Raw genomic sequence first — 18071 nt, 5'->3', positions numbered from 1 at the left:
ATGTGACTTCGGCGGCGTCGTGGGTAGTGCCGCGAAGCCGGGCCGTCACACCCGGCTGGCACCATGGCCTCATGAACATCATGCTCTTTCACTCGACCTACGGGCTGCGGCCCGCGGTGCTCCAGGCCGCTGACCGGCTGCGTTCGGCCGGACACGAGGTGTGGACGCCCGACCTCTTCGAGGGACGCACCTTCGAGGCGGTCGAGGAGGGCATGGAGCACAAGGAGAAGATCGGCAAGGAGGAGCTGCTGCGGCGGGCCGTGCTGGCCGCCGCGCCCTACTCGGAGCGCGGGCTGGTCTACGCGGGGTTCTCGCTCGGCGCCTCCGTCGCCCAGACCCTCGCCCTCGGCGACGAGAAGGCGCGCGGCCTGCTGCTCCTGCACGGCACCTCGGACATCGCTCCGGGCGTCGCGGCGGAGGACCTTCCGGTCCAGCTGCACGTGGCGGAGCCGGACCCCTTCGAGACGGACGACTGGCTCAGCGCCTGGTACCTCCAGATGGGCCGCACCGGCGCCGACGTCGAGGTGTACCGGTACGCCGGGGCCGGTCACCTTTACACCGACCCCGACCTGCCGGACTACGACGAGGAGGCCGCCGAGGCCACCTGGCGGGTGGCACTCGGCTTCCTCGAAACCCTCTAGGAAGTCGTCAGCACTTCTTCGGCGGGTTCCCGGCGAGGCGAAGTGCCCCGCCCCCGACCCTGCAGGCGATCCGCCGGGTCGTGCCCCGCGCCGGGTTGCCCGTCGTGGTACGCCTTCGAGTGACGGTGGTCACACCGGGGCGTAGACGCGCTCGATCTTCTGCGTGCCGCTGCGTGTGCGGTACGAACGGGACCACGTGGCGGTCGCGTCGCGCTTCGTGCGGTCGGAGACGACGTAGTAGTCCATCTGCGCGCGCTCGGCCGTGACGTCCAGGACGCCGAAGCCGTGCCGGTCGGTGTCGACCCAGTGCACGTGACGGTTGGCGGCGCGGATGACGGGCGAGGCCACCGCGGAGACCGTGCCCTCCGGGACTTTCACGATGTCGTCGAGGTTGTCCGAGGTGACCGAGGTGACGACGAACTCCGTGGCGGCCGACGGGGACAGCGGATACGTCCCGGCGTCCACCGGCACGTCGTTGGCCCAGGCCATGTGGATGTCGCCGGTGAGGAAGACCGTGTTGCGGATCGCGTTGGCGCGCAGGTGCGCCAGGATCTCGCGGCGGTCGCCGGTGTAGCCGTCCCACTGGTCGGTGTTGAGGGCGAGGCCTTCCCGCGGCAGGCCCAGCAGCTCGGCCAGCGGCTTGAGCAGGTCGGCGGAGAGAGAGCCGATGGCGAACGGCGAGATCATCACCGAGTTGCCGACCAGCCGCCAGGTGGTGTCGGACGACGTCAGGCCCGCCTTGAGCCAGTCGAGCTGGGCGCGGCCGGTGAGCGTGCGGTCCGGGTCGTCGACCTCGCCGTTGCCGACCTTGACCTGCTGGGAGCGGAAGGACCGCAGGTCGAGGAGGGAGAGGTCGGCGAGCTTGCCGAAGCGCAGCCTGCGGTAGGTGGTGCCCGTGATGGCGGGTCGCACCGGCATCCACTCGAAGTAGGCCTGCTTGGCGGCGGCCTGGCGGGCGGACCAGGCGCCCTCGGCGCCCTCGGTGTGGTTCTCGGCGCCGCCCGACCAGGCGTCGTTGGCGAGCTCGTGGTCGTCCCAGATGGCCACGACCGGGGCCGAGGCGTGCAGCGCCTGCAGGTCCGGGTCGGTCTTGTACCGCGCGTGCCGGAGGCGGTAGTCGGCGAGCGTGACGATCTCGTGGGCCGGGGCGTGCGGGCGGACGACCGTGCCGCGCGTGCCGTACTCGCCGGTGCCGTACTCGTAGATGTAGTCGCCCAGGTGCAGCCAGGCGTCCAGGTCGCCGCGGGCCGCGAGGTGGCGGTACGGGGAGAAGTAGCCGGCTTCCCAGTTGGCGCAGGAGACCACGCCGAAGCGGAGGCCGGTGACGGTCGCGTCGTTCGCCGGGGCGGTGCGGGTGCGCGCGGCGGGGGAGTCGGTGCCGCCGGCGGAGAAGCGGAACCAGTAGTCGGTGGCCGGCTCCAGGCCGCGGATGTCGGCCTTCACGGTGTGGTCGGAGGCGGCCGTCGCGGTGGTGGAGCCCTTGGCGACGACGGTGGTGAACGCCTTGTCCCTGGCGACGGTCCAGCTCACCTCGGTGTCCGGGCCGACGCCGGAGCCGGGTATCGCCTCCGGGACGGGGGTCACGCGGGTCCACAGCAGGACGCCGTCCGGCAGGGGGTCACCGGAGGCGACGCCGTGCAGGAAGGCGGGGGCCTGGTCGACGGCGCGCGCGGGCAGGGTCGCCGCCAGCGGGCCGGCCAGGACAGCGGTCGCCGCCGCGGCCTTGACGACCGTACGGCGGCGGGGTGTGAGGGAGTTGACGCCCTCTGACGTGTTCGATGATCTGTGTCGACTGGTCACGACCGATCAGGTTACTGGTCGGTATGCACCGGAGCGGGCGAACTCCGGAAGTTCGCCCGCCCTTCACCGGGTGACCGGTCCCTGACCTGCCGTCACTTCTTGAGGGCCTCGCCGACGACCCGGTTGAAGTCGGCCACCGTCATCAGCGGTGTGCCCTGGTTGTCGGCGGTGAGCTGCTTGCCGTCCATGACGAAGCCCGGGGTGCCCTGCACACCGTCCTTGTTGTCGTCGAAGGTCTTCGACATGGCCATCGCCCAGGCGTCGTAGGTGCCCTTCTCGACCGCGTCCTGGAACTTCTTGTTGTTCTTCAGCTCCGGGACGGTGTTCGCGACCTTGATGAGATAGCTGTCGTTCTTGAACTCGTCGGTCGTCTCGTCCGGGTGCCACTTCTTGGAGTACAGCGCGGCCTTGTAGTCGAGGAACGCCTCGGGGCTGACGTTCAGCGCGGCGCCCAGGGCGCTCAGCGCGTTCTTGGAGCCCTCGCCGTTGTCCTTGTTGTCGATGAAGGTGGCGCCGATGAACTGCATCTTGAACTTGCCGTCGTCGATGTCCTTCTTCACCGTCGGGCCGACGGTCTGCTCGAACTGGGCGCACACCGGGCAGCGCGGGTCCTCGTAGATCTTCAGGGTCTTCTTCGCCGAGTCCTTGCCGATGACGACCGTGGTGCCCTTGGCGCCCGTGGTGTTGGCCGGGGCGACGACCTTGGCGTCCTTTTGGGCCTCCCAGTAGGTGGGCTTGTTGGCCTGGACGACCGCGTAGCCGATGCCGCCGGCTATCGCCAGGACGCCGACGATGGAGCCGGCGACGATGACCTGCCGCTTGGTCTTCGCCCGCTTGGCCTCGCGCTCGCGTTCGAGGCGCAGCCGCTCGCGGGCCGCCATCTTCGCCGCCTGGCTGTTCCGCTTGCTCATGGTGATGTCTCCGTAGGGAAGCGCACACGTCTGTGTGCGGGATACGTAAGGGGGACTGCGGTGCTCGGAAGTGCCCTACACGAAGGCGGGCGAGCACGGCGGTCCACGCCGTCCCGGGGAGTGCGCGAGGATCCGGTCGCGGGCGGTGGGCTTACGGTCGGCCGCGCGCGCGGGCGGCCGGCGCCCGGCCGGGGCGCGCTCCACCGTCACCGCGGCGACCGCCAGCAGCAGCGGCCGGAAGGTCGTCGCCGCCACCGCCCGCACCAGCTGGGCCAGTGCCCGCTCGCCTCGGCGCAGCCAGACGGCGGCGGTGAGGCCGACGCCGATGTGCGCGCCGAGCAGCAGCCAGGCGGTGGCCGGGTCCGCGTGCGCGATCAACGTGGCGAGCCGGTCGGTGCCGGTGGCCCCGGCCATACGGGCCAGGGGGGCGCCGACCTCGCCGCCGCAGAGCACGTCCAGGCCGACCGACCGCAGAGGCCCGGCGACCGGGCCGCCCGCCCGGCCGTAGCAGGCGTGCTGCCCTGTGGTGAACACCGTGTCGGCGGCCAGCTCCAGCGGGATCAGCAGGGCCGCGATCCTCCCGAAGGAGCGCTCGCGGCCCGCCAGGGCGAAGGCGATCACGAACACGGCGGCGGCGACCGCGGCCACCGTGCCCACCGGCAGCGGGACCCGGGACAGCAGCACGTGCGACGCGGTGCTGAGCGTCACGACCACGGCCGTGAACAGCGCCGCGCGTACGGCTCTGAGCTGGATCCCGGATATGTCCATAGCGATAGGAGAGTGTGGCACGTTGTCCCGTAAGGGACCCCTAAAGGATGCCTGTGCGAGGCGGTTCCGTCACAGGCCTGGAATGCGGCCGTTGCGGAACAGGTCCACGAAGGTCTGGTGGTCGGCACGCGCGCGAGCGCCGTAGCCGTGCGCGAAGTCGACCAGCAGGGGCGCGAAGCCCTCCTCGTCGGCCGCGATCGCCGCGTCGATGGCCCGCTCCGTGGAGAACGGCACCAGGGACTCGCCGGACTGGTCGTCCGCCGCCGAGTGCATCGTGGCCGTCGCCCGGCCGAGGTCGGCCACCACCTGGGCGATCTCCGCCGGGTCGTCGATGTCGCCCCAGTCGAGGTCCACCGCGTACGGGGAGACCTCGGCGACCAGCTGACCCGCGCCGTCCAGCTCGGTCCAGCCCAGCCACGGGTCGGCGTGCGCCTGCAGGGCGCGCTGGGAGATGACCGTGCGGTGCCCCTCGTGCTGGAAGTAGTCGCGGATCGCCTGGTCCGTGATGTGCCGGGAGACCGCCGGGGTCTGGGCCTGCTTGATGTAGATCACGACATCGTTCTCCAGGGCGTCGCTGTGGCCCTCCAGGAGGATGTTGTACGACGGCAGCCCCGCCGAGCCGATGCCGATGCCGCGCCGGCCGACGACGTCCTTCACGCGGTAGGAGTCCGGGCGGGCCAGCGAGCTGTCCGGGAGCGTCTCCAGATAGCCGTCGAAGGCGGCGAGGACCTTGTAGCGGGTGGCCGCGTCCAGCTCGACCGAGCCGCCGCCGGGCGCGAAGCGGCGCTCGAAGTCGCGGATCTCCGTCATCGACTCCAGCAGCCCGAAACGGGTCAGCGAGCGGGCGTCGCGCAGCGCGTCCAGCAGCGGGCCCTGCGCGGTGTCCAGGGTGAAGGGCGGCACCTCGTCGCTCTTGGCGCCGGTCGCCAGCGCGTGGATCCGCTCGCGGTAGGCGACCGCGTAGATCGTCACCAGCTCGGAGATCTGCTCGTCGCTGAACGCCTTCGCGTAGCCGATCAGCGCGATGGACGCGGAGAAGCGCTTCAGGTCCCAGGTGAAGGGGCCGACGTAGGCCTCGTCGAAGTCGTTGACGTTGAAGATCAGGCGGCCGTTGGCGTCCATGTACGTGCCGAAGTTCTCCGCGTGCAGGTCGCCGTGGATCCACACCCGGGAGGTGCGGTCGTCCAGGTACGGACCGCTGAGTGCCTTCCCGCCGCCCCGCCCGGCGCTCTCCTCGTCGAGATCGTGGTAGAAGAGGCACGCCGTGCCCCGGTAGAAGGCGAAGGCCGAGGCCGCCATCTTCCGGAACTTCACGCGGAACGCGGCCGGGTCGGCGGCCAGCAGCTGGCCGAACGCGGTGTCGAAGACGGCGAGGATCTCCTCACCGCGGTGCTCGTCGCTGAGCTGCGGGAACGACATCGCTGGGTGCCTCCTGGTGCAGACGTTTCGGGGACGGCTGGTCCGCCCTCTGCCTAACGTGCGGCGGTCCGCGGGAGTGCCCGCGAACCTCGCACGAAGGTACGCGGGTCAGGCCCCCCGTGTGTCAGTGCCGAGGCATAGACTTCGACGCTGTCCCCCAGACTGTCCGCAGCCTGTCGGACCCCATTCGAACCACGTTCTCCCTGGAGGCCGCAGCCGTGTCAAAGCCGCCGTTCACGCACCTGCACGTCCACACCCAGTACTCGCTGCTGGACGGTGCCGCGCGGCTGAAGGACATGTTCAACGCGTGCAACGAGATGGGCATGACGCACATCGCCATGTCCGACCACGGCAACCTCCACGGGGCCTACGACTTCTTCCATTCCGCGCAGAAGGCCGGGATCACCCCGATCATCGGGATCGAGGCGTATGTCGCGCCCGAGTCCCGCCGCAACAAGCGCAAGATCCAGTGGGGCCAGCCGCACCAGAAGCGGGACGACGTCTCCGGTTCCGGTGGTTACACCCACAAGACGATGTGGGCGGTGAACAAGACCGGCCTGCACAACCTCTTCCGGCTGTCCTCCGACGCGTACGCCGAGGGCTGGCTGCAGAAGTGGCCCCGGATGGACAAGGAGACCATCGCCCAGTGGTCCGAGGGCATCGTCGCCTCCACCGGCTGCCCCTCCGGCGAGGTCCAGACCCGCCTGCGCCTGGGCCACTTCGACGAGGCCCTCAAGGCCGCCGCCGACTACCAGGACATCTTCGGCAAGGACCGCTACTTCCTGGAGCTGATGGACCACGGAATCGAGATCGAGCACCGGGTCCGCGACGGCCTTCTGGAGATCGCCAAGAAGCTCGGCATCCCCCCGCTGGTCACCAACGACTCGCATTACACCTACTCGCACGAGGCGAGCGCCCACGACGCCCTGCTGTGCATCCAGACCGGCAAGAACCTCTCCGACCCCGACCGGTTCAGGTTCGACGGCACCGGCTACTACCTGAAGTCCACCGACGAGATGTACGCCATCGACTCCTCGGACGCCTGGCAGGAGGGCTGCGCCAACACCCGCCTGATCGCGGAGATGGTCGACACCACCGGCATGTTCGAGAAGCGCGACCTCATGCCGAAGTTCGACATCCCCGAGGGGTACACCGAGGTCAGCTGGTTCCGCGAGGAGACCATGCGCGGCATGCAGCGCCGCTTCCCGGACGGCATCCCGGACGACCGCATGAAGCAGGTCGAGTACGAGATGGACACCATCATCTCGATGGGCTTCCCGGGATACTTCCTCGTGGTCGCCGACTTCATCATGTGGGCCAAGAAGCAGGGCATCGCGGTGGGCCCCGGCCGAGGATCGGCGGCCGGCTCGATCGTCGCCTACGCCCTCGGCATCACCGACCTCGACCCCATCCCGCACGGCCTGATCTTCGAGCGGTTCCTCAATCCCGAGCGCATCTCCATGCCCGACGTCGACATCGACTTCGACGAGCGCCGGCGCGTCGAGGTGATCCGGTACGTGACGGAGAAGTACGGCGCCGACAAGGTCGCCATGATCGGCACCTACGGCACCATCAAGGCCAAGAACGCGATCAAGGACTCCGCGCGCGTGCTGGGCTACCCGTACGCGATGGGCGACCGCCTCACCAAGGCCATGCCCGCCGACGTCCTGGGCAAGGGCATCAACCTCGACGGCATCACCAACCCCGAGCACCCCCGCTACTCGGAGGCGGGCGAGATCCGGGCGATGTACGAGAACGAGCCGGACGTGAAGAAGGTCATCGACACCGCCAAGGGCGTCGAGGGCCTGGTCCGGCAGATGGGCGTGCACGCCGCCGGCGTGATCATGTCCAGCGAGACCATCACCGACCACGTCCCGGTCTGGGTCAGGCACACCGACGGCGTGACCATCACGCAGTGGGACTACCCGAGCTGTGAGTCGCTCGGCCTGCTGAAGATGGACTTCCTGGGCCTGCGCAACCTGACGATCATGGACGACGCCGTCAAGATGGTGAAGTCCAACAAGGGGATCGACATCGATCTCCTGAGCCTCCCGCTCGACGACCCCACGACGTTCGACCTGCTCCAGCGCGGCGACACCCTCGGCGTCTTCCAGTTCGACGGCGGCCCCATGCGCTCCCTGCTCCGGCTGATGAAGCCGGACAACTTCGAAGACATCTCCGCCGTGTCGGCCCTGTACCGCCCGGGCCCCATGGGCATGAACTCCCACACGAACTACGCGCTGCGCAAGAACGGCCAGCAGGAGATCACGCCGATCCACCCCGAGCTGGAGGAGCCGCTCCGCGAGGTCCTGGACGTCACCCACGGCCTGATCGTCTACCAGGAGCAGGTGCAGAAGGCCGCCCAGATCATCGCCGGTTACTCGCTCGGCGAGGCCGACATCCTCCGCCGCGTGATGGGCAAGAAGAAGCCCGAGGAGCTGGCGAAGAACTTCGTCCTCTTCAAGGAGGGCGCCCGCAAGAAGGGCTACAGCGACGAGGCCATCCAGGCGCTGTGGGACGTGCTGGTCCCCTTCGCCGGCTACGCGTTCAACAAGGCGCACTCCGCCGCGTACGGACTCGTGTCGTACTGGACGGCGTACCTCAAGGCGAACCACCCCGCCGAGTACATGGCCGCGCTGCTGACTTCCGTGAAGGACGACAAGGACAAGTCGGCCGTCTACCTCAACGAGTGCCGCCGCATGGGCATCAAGGTGCTCCCGCCGGACGTCAACGAGTCGATGTCCAACTTCGCCGCCCAGGGCGACGACGTGATCCTCTTCGGTCTCTCCGCCGTCCGCAACGTCGGTACGAACGTGGTCGAGTCGATCATCCGGTGCCGCAAGGCCAAGGGGAAGTACACCTCCTTCCCGGACTACCTCGACAAGGTGGAGGCGGTGGTCTGCAACAAGCGCACCACCGAGTCGCTGATCAAGGCCGGCGCCTTCGACGCCATGGGCCACAGCCGCAAGGGCCTCACCGCCCAGTACGAGCCGATGATCGACAACGTGGTCGCGGTCAAGCGCAAGGAGGCCGAGGGGCAGTTCGACCTCTTCGGCGGCATGGGTGAGGCCGAGACCAGCGAACCGGGCTTCGGACTCGACGTGGAGTTCTCCACGGAGGAGTGGGACAAGACCTATCTGCTCGCCCAGGAGCGGGAGATGCTCGGTCTGTACGTCTCCGACCACCCGCTGTTCGGCCTGGAGCACATCCTGTCCGACAAGGCCGACGCGGGCATCTCCCAGCTGACCGGAGGCGAGCACTCCGACGGAGCGGTCGTCACCATCGGCGGCATCATCTCCGGGCTGCAGCGCAAGATGACCAAGCAGGGCAACGCCTGGGCCATCGCCACCGTCGAGGACCTCGCCGGCTCGATCGAGTGCATGTTCTTCCCGGCGACCTACCAGCTCGTCTCGACCCAACTCGTCGAGGACGCCGTGGTGTTCGTCAAGGGCCGCCTCGACAAGCGCGAGGACGTGCCGAGGCTCGTCGCGATGGAGCTGATGGTGCCGGACCTGTCCAACGCCGGCACCAACGCGCCGGTGGTCCTCACCATCCCGGCCACCCGGGTCACGCCGCCGCTGGTCAGCCGCCTCGGGGAGGTCCTCAGCCACCACAAGGGCGACAGCGAGGTCCGGATCAAGCTCCAGGGGCCGACCAAGACGACCGTGCTGCGGCTGGACCGGCATCGGGTGAAGCCCGACCCGGCGCTCTTCGGCGACCTGAAGGTACTGCTCGGGCCGTCCTGCCTGGCGGGTTGAGCGAGGTCACCGACGGCTCTTGATGCGCACGAGGGGCGTACCCGGTACCGGGGTACGCCCCTCGTGCGCGTGCGTGGGCTCTCAACAACCCTGTACGCGGATGTCAGTTGTGGCCGAAGCTGCGCTTCCGCTTGCGGGACGCCACGTCACCGGGTGTCATCTCGATTTCGGCCTGGGGCTCGGCCTCGGGCGCGGGGCTGCGGTCCGCCCGCTGCCCGCGCTCGGTCGGACGCTGCTGCTTACGGTCACGGTTCTTGTTCTTGGCCATGGTGATGCCTCCTGTGGGGGATCTAGGGGCCAGGGCCGGGACCAGATTCACACAGACCGACAACGATCGCATGTCGGACAATTACCCTGCGTGACAGGGGCAGTCGGAGCAGCGCGGAGCGAAACGCCACGCCGAAGATCGAGTTCCGGCCGTTAACCTCCGCGCCGTCGGGCAGACTCGAAGCAAGCTCCGAAGCAAACCTCCTGGGAAGAGGGTGAGTCGCGTGGACCGCTGCATCGTCCTGGTGGACGCCGGGTATCTGCTGGGAGCCGCGGCGAGCCTCCTCGCCGGGGAGCCCTCGCGGTCCCGTATCACCGTCGATCACGCCGCCCTCATCCAGGGGCTGCGCGAGCGAGCCGAATCCGATACGCGGCAGCCGCTGCTGCGCATCTACTGGTTCGACGGCGCCCCCGACCGCGTCCCGCAGCCCGAGCACCGCAGGCTGCGCGTGATGCCCCGGGTCACCGTCCGGCTCGGCGCCCTGACCCGCAGCGACGGCCGCTGGGCGCAGAAGGGCGTGGACGCCGCGATGCACGCCGAGCTCACCGAACTGGCCCGCAACCGCGCCTGCTCCGATGTCGTCCTCGTCACCGGCGACGGCGATCTGCTGCCCGGCATGATGGCCGCCAAGGAACACGGCGTCGCCGTCCACCTGTGGGCCGTCCAGGCCGCCGACGGCGACTACAACCAGTCGGAGGACCTGGTCGCCGAGGCCGACGAGCGGCGCGTCCTGGACCGGACGTGGATCACCAAGGCCGTCCGCGCCAAGGAGCACCCCGGGGTGTGCGCCCCGCAGCCCGCGCCCCGGCCCGAGATCGCCGCGATCCTCTCCGCGCCGCTGCCCGAATCCGCGCTCGCCACCCCGGCCGAGCGGCCCGCCGCGCCGCCCCGGCATCCGGTGGCCGGTCCCGGGCAGAACGGCACCGAGGAGCGGGTGCCCGCCGCCAAAGGGGTCCCCACGCCCAAAGACCTGGCCGCCCTGCGTGCCCCCGGCACCCATTCCGCCCAGCCCCCCGCCTCCGCCACCCTCCGCTGGTCCTCCGACAAGGGCTGGGTCGACCGGCCCACGGCCGAGCCCCCCGAGGCCGCCTCGATGCCGACGCTCGCCCAGCTGACCACCGCCGAGCAGCGCTGGGCCGACCGCGAGGAGGACATCACCACGGTCGGCGGTGACCCCTACGAGGTGGGGCAGGTCTTCGCCCGGCGCTGGGTCGAACGTCTCGGCGACCAGAGCCACCTGCAGAAACTGTCCGGGATGTACCCCCGCATCCCGCACCGCGTCGACGGCGAGCTGCTGCGCTACGCCGCCCGCTTCGGCCTCCTCGCCCACAAGGACGACCAGATCGACGAACGGGACCGCTACGCCATCCGGGCCGGTTTCTGGAAGGAGATCGGCGTCCGCACGGGCGTGGAACACGCACCCGTCGGCGACTGAGGACTTTGCCGACGGATTTCTCACCCTGGACCGACCCGAGAGCGGACCGGGGCCGCCGACCCCGTAGTCTCGTCCCTTGTGAGTACGCGCGCGGCACAGGCATTTCGGCACGATGGTGACATCGTGTGCGCGGTGCGCGGGCTGACCAAGACGTATCCGGCGGTACGGGCCCGGCGCGGAGCGCCCGGAACACCCGAGGTCCGGGCCACGGACGACGTACGGCTGGACATCCGCCGCGGCGAGATCTTCGGCCTGCTCGGGCCGAACGGCGCCGGCAAGTCCACCCTCGTACGGCAGCTCACCGGGCTGATGAGGCCCGACCACGGCAGCGTGGAGATCCTCGGGCACGACATCGTGCGCCACCCGGAGCGGGCCGCGCGGATCCTCGCCTATCTCGGGCAGGAATCCACCGCCCTCGACGAGCTGACCGTGTCGCTCGCCGCCGAGACCACCGGGCGGCTGCGCGGCCTGGACATCCGGCACGCGCGGGCCGAGCGGGACGCCGTCCTCGACGAGCTGGGGCTCACGCCCCTGGCGGGACGGCCGCTGAAGAAGCTCTCCGGAGGCCAGCGGCGCCTGGCATGCTTCGCCGCGGCGCTGGTGGGGGAGCGGCCGCTGCTCGTGCTCGACGAGCCGACCACCGGCATGGACCCGGTGGCGCGGCGGGCCGTGTGGTCCGCCGTCGACCGGCGGCGGGCCGAGCGCGGGACGACCGTGCTGCTCGTCACCCACAACGTCATCGAGGCCGAGACCGTGCTGGACCGGGTGGCCGTCCTGGACCGGGGGCGGGTGATCGCCTGCGACACCCCGACCGGTCTCAAGGAGCAGGTCGCCGGTGAGGTGCGCGTCGACCTGGTGTGGCGGGACGCGGCTCCGCTGCACGTCCCGGAGGTGGTAGCGCTGCGGGACCGTGCCGTTGAGTCGGGCCGCCGCTGGACCCTCCGGCTCGGACCCGAGGAGGCCCGGGCGGTCGTCGCGACCGTCACCGGCGGAGCCGCCTTCGCCGCCCTGGACGACTTCACGCTGGCCACGCCGAGTCTGGAGGACGTCTACCTGGCGCTGGGCGGTGCCGCGCAGCAGGGGCTGGTGAAGGCGTGAGCAGCACGGAGGCCTCGAGTGCGGGGGCCCGGAGCACGGCGGCCTTGAGCACGTGGGCCGCCGCGTACGTACCGACTGCCGCAGTGGACCCGACGAAGGGGAGCAGCGCGACGTGAGTGTCGTACCCGCCGATGTCCTGCCGGGCAGTGCCCTGGCCGCGGAGGAGCCCGCCGCGAGCGCGGCCGAGCTCGGACCGCGGGCGCGGCTGTGGCCTTCGCTGGCGGCCGTGTACCGGGCGCAGCTGTCCCGGGCACGGGTGGCGCGGATCCCGCTGCTCTTCGTGGCGACCTTCCAGTCGATCGGGATCATGATCCTGATGCGCGGGGTCGTGGACGACGGTGCGGAGGCGCAGGCGGTCGTCGCCGGGTCGTCCGTCCTGGTGGTCGCCTTCGTGGCGCTGAACCTCCTCGCGCAGTACTTCGGGCAGCTGCGGGCCAGCGGCGGGCTCGACCACTACGCGACGCTGCCGGTGCCGCCGGCGGCCGTGGTGCTGGGCGCGGCGGGCGCGTACGCGTCGTTCACCGTGCCGGGGACGATCGTGACGGCGGTGTTCGGCTGCGTGCTGTTCGGACTGCCGTGGGCCCATCTGTGGATCCTCCTGGCCGTCATCCCGCTCGCCGGCGCCGCGCTCGCCGGACTGGGAGCGGCCCTGGGGCTGCTCGCGCCCCGGCCGGAGCTGGCCACGCTGCTCGGGCAGCTGGGCATGTCGGCGGCGCTGCTGCTGGGCGTGCTGCCCGCGGACAGGATGCCGGAAGTCGTGCGCTTCACGCGGGATCTGCTGCCCTCGACCTACGGGGTGGAGGCGTTCGCGCGCACGTTCGGGCCGGATCCCGACTGGGCCTTCGTCCTCGGCGACCTCGCCGTGTGCGGGGTCGTGGGCGTCGTCTCACTGGCCGTGGCGACCTGGGCCTACCGCCGGGCGGCCGTCCGGTGAGCGGGGAGGGGTCGTCCGGTGACGCGGCGCACAGGCGGGCCTGGCACGATGGCAGGGTGACCGCACCACTGACTCCGCCACCGCCACCGCATGAACATTCCGCACAGGGTTCCTGGCAGCCGCCGGCGGGCGGGCCCGTGGCGCCCGGGGCCCAGCACGCCGAGTACGGCGGGCACGGCTGGTACGGACAGGACGGCCCGGGGATGAAGACGGAAGTGCGCGAGGCCGGCGTGGTCGCCGTGGCCGTGGCGCTCGGCGGAGTGCTGCTGGGCGTGCTGTGGTGGTGGCTCGCGCCGCACGTGCCGCTGGTCGGTGACGTGGTGGACGGGAACTGGGTCGTCTACCTCAAGGACACCGAGGGGGAGCAGGCGGTCGGGGTCGACGGCACGTTCACGTTGCTCGCGCTGGGCTTCGGGCTCGTGAGCGCGCTGGTGGTCTTCCTGCTGCGGCGTCGCGGGGGTGTGCCGCTGGTGGTGGGGCTGGCTGTCGGCGGGCTGCTCGGGTCGTTGCTCGCCTGGCGGCTCGGGGTGTGGCTCGGGCCCGCGGAAGACGTGATCGCGCGTGCGCGGGACGTGGGGCGGGGGGTCACCTTCTCCGCGCCGTTGAAGCTGGGCGCGAAGGGGGCGTTGCTGGCCTGGCCGCTCGCCGCGCTGGTGGTGCATCTGGGGCTCACGGCGTTGTTCGGGCCCCGGGATCCGGAGCCGGAGTTTTCCGACGGGCCGTACGGGGCGCCGCCGGCCGCGTAGGGCTGGGCGTGGCCGCTGGGGCGGGGGTTTCACAGCCCGGCGTAGCGGGGCGCCTCCCCCGAGCTCTCGTCCTCGCTCGAGCACAGGGACCCCCATTGCCCACCGGTGCCCCCCTCAGCGGTCCGAAGGCCCCCGGCTAGATACGACTCACGGGCGCGAGGATCGCCTCGGTCAGGCTGGCCAGGTCCCCTGGGGCCAGCTCCACCTCCAAGCCCCTCCTGCCCGCCGACACACAGATCGACGCGTGCGCCGAAGCCGATGCGTCCAGGACCGTCGGGAGCTTCTTGCGCTGCCCCAGGGGGGAGATGCCGCCCCGGACATAACCCGTCGTGCGTTCCGCCAGGGCCGGGTCGGCCATCGTGGCGCGTTTGCCGCCCACCGCCGTTGCCAGGGCCTTCAAATCCAGCAGGCCCGCCACCGGGACCACCGCGACCGTCAACGCGCCGTCCACGTCCGCCACCAGGGTCTTGAACACGCGGTCCGGGGAGACGCCCATCGCCGTCGCCGCCTCCTCGCCGTAGGAGGGGTGCGCGGGGTCGTGGTCGTAGGAGTGGACCGTGAAGTCCACGCCAGCCGCCGTGAGGGCCACCGTCGCAGGGGTGCCCCCCTGCTGCTTCTTCGACTTCTTCGCCATGCCGGTCCGCTCAGTTGAGACTCATCGGGCCGCGCGTCAGATCCGACGACGGCAACGACGGCAGACTACGGATGATCGCCGTCTCGGAGCGAAGGAGTTTCAGCTCGTCGCGCAGCCGGGACGCCGTGTCGGGGGCCTGGAGCAGGCGCTGCTTGGTCGGGGTGTCCAGCATCATCGCCGCCGCCACGAGGTACGACACCACGCCCGGCTCGTCGGGCAGATCGGCCCCGGCCACCAGGGACCGTTCCCGCGCGCCCGCCAGCCGCTTCTGGTACTGGCGGAAGGACCGCAGCACGCCCTCGGCCAACGGTGCGGCCTCGTCGCCGGGCTCCTCGGGCAGCGGCTCCAGTTCGGCCGTCAGGAAGGGCCCGGACGCCTCGACGGACAGCAGCTTCACCCGGGTCGTGCCGGTCGCCAGCACCTCGAAGGAGCCGTCGGTGCGCTCCCGGATGGTCGCCGCGTCCGCGATGCAGCCCACCTTGTGGAACGCCTGGGCGGGGTCCGTGCCGAAGCCGGCCGCGGGCCCCCGCTCGGGCAGGGCCGTCGGGTCGGGCATGCCGGGCGAGCTCGGAGCCACCTCGTGGCCGTCGCGGATCGCCACGACGGCGAACCGGCGCGGCTCGTCCTCCGGCGTCTTCAGCAGCTCGCGCATCATGGCGCGATACCGCTCCTCGAAGACGTTGAGCGGGAGCACGAGCCCCGGGAACAGCACCGAGTTCAGGGGGAAGAGGGGGAGCCGGACGGTGGTCACGACGCAAAAGCCTAATGGTCGCCGCCGCGGACGCGTCCGCCCCGTTCACCTGGTGGATGCCAGGAGGGCTCCCCGGCCGTCGCGGCCCGGATGCCGTCGCGCACTCGGAGGAAGTGGCCGAGCGGGTCGTCCGACACCTGGTCCCAGGGGAACGAGGTGGCGTAGGGGCCGTTCAGCCGCAGTTGCTCGCGGGCGTCCTCCCAGCGCTCCAGGCGCACCAGGACGAAGAGGAGCAGGTTGCGCATCCTGGCCGGCCAGGGGTCGGCGGCCGGGAGACGCGGGGACAGGGCGATGGCCCGGTCGGCGGCCGCGTCCAGCCGTTCGCGCGGCACCTCGGGCCCGCAGCCGTCGGTGAGGTAGCCGAAGGCCGCCCGCAGCGGGAGGGCCTGGACGAGTGAGTCGGCGGGCGCGTCCTGCGCGGCCCGGTCGGCGAAGTCGAAGCACTCCTGGTGCGAGCCGTGCCAGGAGGCGGCGAGGTAGCGCAGGGCCGCCACATGGCAGCCGTAGTGGTGCGGGGTGCGCCGTACCGCCGCCGCCCACAGTTCCTCGAAGTACGTGTGTCCGGCCTGCGCGCCCCGGGCGTGGTCCAGCGCGAGCCGCCACGGCACCGGGTCCCGCTGGTCGCCCCGGGCGGCGGCCGTGATCAGCGGGCTCACCTCGCGCAGCAGCTCGGTACGGGCCGGGGACTGCCAGGCGCGGTCCACCGCCAGCTGGGCCCCGACCAGCAGCGCGTCGGGGTCCCCGGGGGTGGTGGCGAGCCAGGCGTCCAGCCACTCGGGGCGCGAGCGCGCGAAGGCGGCCAACCGGGTCACGTAGCGGTCGCGCCGCTCCCACTCGCGGGCCGCGCGGGTGGCGAGGAGCAGCCCCGCGGCCGGTGCGTGGTCGCCGCGGGCGGCGGCGACCAGTGCCGGGCTCAGCCGGGCGTCGGGCGCGTCGAGCAGCACCTCGTCGTCGGCGCTCGGGCGGCCGACGGGGTGGGGGGCGGTCCTTGTCCTCCGGCTCGCGCGGATGAACGGCAGCTGCATTGCCATGGTGCCGACCATTGAAAGTCCGCTGGTCACAGCGGCGCCAGATCGTTCGGGCAAGTCGCGGAAAGTTGTACGCCAATAGGTCAAGAGACGGTAAAGGTGTGACCGTTCAACCACTTTGGTCACACCAACAACATCAGTTGCGCCGCAACAGCCGGGTCGCCCCCGCCGCCACCGTCGTCGCCAGGACCCAGCCGAGAAGGATCAGGGCCGTCGCCAGCCACTGCCAGCCCCCGCGCAGCTGCCAGAAGCCCACCTGGCCCAGGTCGATGACCGGCAGCAGAAGATCGAGGGTGAAAAGCGCGGGGTTCCACTCGGGGTGCTCGCCCCGCTTCATCGGCGGATGCCCGGCCTGCGCGAAGGCGAACGAGCCAGCCGCCCACAGCACCGCCATCCACACCGCGGCCCGGCCCGGCCGGTATCCGTAAGCGACCGTCCAGTCCTGCGCGTAGCCCCACACCTTGGCCGCGAGCGGCAGGCTCTCGCGGTGCCGGCGCTGCTTGGCGAGCAGCACCTCGCGGGCGTCCTCGTCCTCCCCGCCGGCCCGCAGCACGGCCGCCAGGCGCTCGTACGGCTCCGGGTTGTACTCGGCGGTCGCCGCCGCCAGCCACTCCAGCCGCTCGTCCAGTGGGAACGGCCCGCGCGGCACGAGGTTCTCGTAGGCGAAACCGCCCATGTGCAGCCGCCCCGGGCCCGGCCAGGCGTCCGCCCGGTCCACCAGGTTGATGATCTTCGCTCCCGACAGCACCACCCGCCCACGCGCCGGCTGCTCCCCGAGGAACCGCAGCTCCGGCGTCTGCACCCGGCGCAGCGACAGCTCCTGGTCGTCGGTGAGGGTGAACCGGGCCTGTTCGAAGTCGACGGCGTCACCGAACCGCCCGTCGTCCAGCCGTATCCCGCCCTCGCACGCGAACCGCTGGATCCGCGTCCCCCGCGCCGGAGTCATCCCGCTCATCGCCTGGGCGCCGACGCCCGCCGGGGTCAGGTACAGGCTGCGTTCGACGGTCAGCTGCGGGGCGTTCAGCGCGAGGCGCGCGTACGGGTTGGCCAGGCGGGCGCCGCGCAGGCTCAGGGAGACGCCGATGGTGGCGGCGCGCAGGCTCAGCTCGCCGTGCGACTCCAGCAGCTCCGCCTGTAAGTCCTGGCCGACGGTCATGCCGTCCGCGGCGATCGACCGGCCGCTGCGGTCCCGGTGCACGACCGCCTGGTTGAGCATCAGGTCCGTGCCGATCTGCGCGTCCGTGAGCCGGATGCCGTGGTGGAAGCGGCAGCGCGGCAGATGCAGATCGCCCTCCGTGTGCACCCGGGCCGCCTCCAGCCGCGGCACCGAGCAGTTCACCATGCGAAGGGTCGTGAAGCGGGCCTCCGGCAGCAGCACGTCCTGCTCGAACCGGCACCGGCGCAGCTCGACGTACGGCTCCACCGTGCCGCCCGCGAGGTCCAGTGAGCCGCTGACCTGCACACCGGCGAGCTTCAGCGACGACACGCGGCCGGCCAGGGCGGGTGGGCCGTCCAGGAGCAGCCAGCAGACGATCCGGGCCCGCACGGTCCGCTCCTCGCCCCACGGGTGGCCGCCGTAGGGATCGTCCACCACGGTGTCGCCGCTGCTCAGGTCGTACACGCTGCCGTTGCGGAAGGCCTGCCACATGCCGGCCTCGGCCGCGGTCAGGTCGTCGGGCAGATCCCCGGCACGGACGCCGGCCCCCTCGGTCACAGCTCTTCCCTTCCTCCCCGGGTACTCGCGGGTTGGTTTCTTCGTACAACCGTTCATGCCCGCTGAGTGACGCCCCGAAAGCAGGATGTGAAGGCGATCCTCCGGGCCCCGCGCGGCTCTGTATCAGCCATTGATACGCGCGAACGGCGCCTCACCCGGGTCTGAG

At 71.2% G+C, this 18071-nt stretch carries 15 protein-coding genes; 6 read left to right on the top strand and 9 right to left on the bottom strand.

What is annotated here, in order from left to right:
* The first annotated feature begins 26 nt into the window (after nucleotides 1-26).
* The gene (locus ACWD1U_RS17370; protein ID WP_451108330.1) at nucleotides 27-641 is read left to right on the top strand and encodes a dienelactone hydrolase family protein; all 615 of its coding nucleotides are present in this window, start codon (nucleotides 27-29) and stop codon (nucleotides 639-641) included.
* Nucleotides 642-770: 129 nt separating this feature from the next.
* Here the strand turns inward: ACWD1U_RS17370 and ACWD1U_RS17365 are convergent, their stop codons facing one another.
* The 4 genes from ACWD1U_RS17365 to ACWD1U_RS17350 form a co-directional block, all read right to left on the bottom strand.
* Entirely contained in the window at nucleotides 771-2441 is a 1671-nt protein-coding gene (locus tag ACWD1U_RS17365; protein WP_451108329.1) for an alkaline phosphatase D family protein, read from the bottom strand.
* 92 nt (nucleotides 2442-2533) lie between these two features.
* A complete protein-coding gene (locus ACWD1U_RS17360; protein ID WP_451108327.1) occupies nucleotides 2534-3352 on the bottom strand; it encodes a DsbA family protein in 819 nt (272 codons plus the stop codon).
* A gap of 75 nt (nucleotides 3353-3427) precedes the next feature.
* Nucleotides 3428-4120 carry a hypothetical protein gene (locus ACWD1U_RS17355; protein ID WP_451108326.1) on the bottom strand — a complete coding sequence of 231 codons (693 nt, stop codon included), beginning with the start codon at nucleotides 4118-4120 and terminating at the stop codon, nucleotides 3428-3430.
* 69 nt (nucleotides 4121-4189) lie between these two features.
* Nucleotides 4190-5539, bottom strand: coding sequence for a DUF2252 domain-containing protein (locus tag ACWD1U_RS17350; protein ID WP_451108324.1), 1350 nt, complete (start codon nucleotides 5537-5539; stop codon nucleotides 4190-4192).
* A 218-nt stretch (nucleotides 5540-5757) separates the two neighbouring features.
* Between ACWD1U_RS17350 and dnaE the strand changes: the two genes are divergently transcribed.
* A complete protein-coding gene (gene dnaE, locus ACWD1U_RS17345) occupies nucleotides 5758-9297 on the top strand; it encodes a DNA polymerase III subunit alpha (RefSeq protein WP_451108322.1) in 3540 nt (1179 codons plus the stop codon).
* Between the two features lie 103 nt (nucleotides 9298-9400).
* Here dnaE and ACWD1U_RS17340 read toward each other — a convergent pair whose 3' ends face one another.
* Nucleotides 9401-9565 carry a hypothetical protein gene (locus tag ACWD1U_RS17340; RefSeq protein ID WP_451108321.1) on the bottom strand — a complete coding sequence of 55 codons (165 nt, stop codon included), beginning with the start codon at nucleotides 9563-9565 and terminating at the stop codon, nucleotides 9401-9403.
* 223 nt (nucleotides 9566-9788) lie between these two features.
* On the opposite strand from ACWD1U_RS17340, the gene ACWD1U_RS17335 reads away from it, so the two are divergent.
* The 4 genes from ACWD1U_RS17335 to ACWD1U_RS17320 all read left to right on the top strand — a co-directional run bounded on the left by ACWD1U_RS17335 (nucleotide 9789) and on the right by ACWD1U_RS17320 (nucleotide 13778).
* Complete coding sequence (locus ACWD1U_RS17335; protein ID WP_451108319.1) at nucleotides 9789-11000, top strand: NYN domain-containing protein; 1212 nt, start codon at nucleotides 9789-9791, stop codon at nucleotides 10998-11000.
* A 123-nt stretch (nucleotides 11001-11123) separates the two neighbouring features.
* Nucleotides 11124-12098, top strand: a complete 975-nt coding sequence (locus ACWD1U_RS17330; RefSeq protein WP_451108318.1) for an ABC transporter ATP-binding protein — start codon at nucleotides 11124-11126, stop codon at nucleotides 12096-12098.
* A gap of 112 nt (nucleotides 12099-12210) precedes the next feature.
* The gene (locus tag ACWD1U_RS17325; RefSeq protein WP_451108316.1) at nucleotides 12211-13032 is read left to right on the top strand and encodes an ABC transporter permease; all 822 of its coding nucleotides are present in this window, start codon (nucleotides 12211-12213) and stop codon (nucleotides 13030-13032) included.
* Between the two features lie 56 nt (nucleotides 13033-13088).
* Complete coding sequence (locus ACWD1U_RS17320; RefSeq protein ID WP_451108315.1) at nucleotides 13089-13778, top strand: AAA family ATPase; 690 nt, start codon at nucleotides 13089-13091, stop codon at nucleotides 13776-13778.
* A 136-nt stretch (nucleotides 13779-13914) separates the two neighbouring features.
* Here the strand turns inward: ACWD1U_RS17320 and ybaK are convergent, their stop codons facing one another.
* The 4 genes from ybaK to ACWD1U_RS17300 all read right to left on the bottom strand — a co-directional run bounded on the left by ybaK (nucleotide 13915) and on the right by ACWD1U_RS17300 (nucleotide 17905).
* Nucleotides 13915-14412: a Cys-tRNA(Pro) deacylase gene (gene ybaK, locus ACWD1U_RS17315; RefSeq protein WP_451108313.1), complete on the bottom strand. Its 498-nt coding sequence runs from the start codon at nucleotides 14410-14412 to the stop codon at nucleotides 13915-13917.
* 10 nt (nucleotides 14413-14422) lie between these two features.
* Nucleotides 14423-15163 carry an LON peptidase substrate-binding domain-containing protein gene (locus ACWD1U_RS17310; protein WP_451108311.1) on the bottom strand — a complete coding sequence of 247 codons (741 nt, stop codon included), beginning with the start codon at nucleotides 15161-15163 and terminating at the stop codon, nucleotides 14423-14425.
* 11 nt (nucleotides 15164-15174) lie between these two features.
* A complete protein-coding gene (locus ACWD1U_RS17305) occupies nucleotides 15175-16206 on the bottom strand; it encodes a hypothetical protein (RefSeq protein ID WP_451108501.1) in 1032 nt (343 codons plus the stop codon).
* A 121-nt stretch (nucleotides 16207-16327) separates the two neighbouring features.
* Nucleotides 16328-17905 carry an oxidoreductase gene (locus ACWD1U_RS17300; protein ID WP_451108309.1) on the bottom strand — a complete coding sequence of 526 codons (1578 nt, stop codon included), beginning with the start codon at nucleotides 17903-17905 and terminating at the stop codon, nucleotides 16328-16330.
* Between the last annotated feature and the right edge of the window lie 166 nt (nucleotides 17906-18071).

The sequence above is a fragment of the Streptomyces sp. NPDC002788 genome (assembly GCF_053592115.1).
The sequence above is the reverse complement of the archived record's forward strand: the minus strand, read 5'-3'. Positions and strand labels throughout refer to the sequence as shown.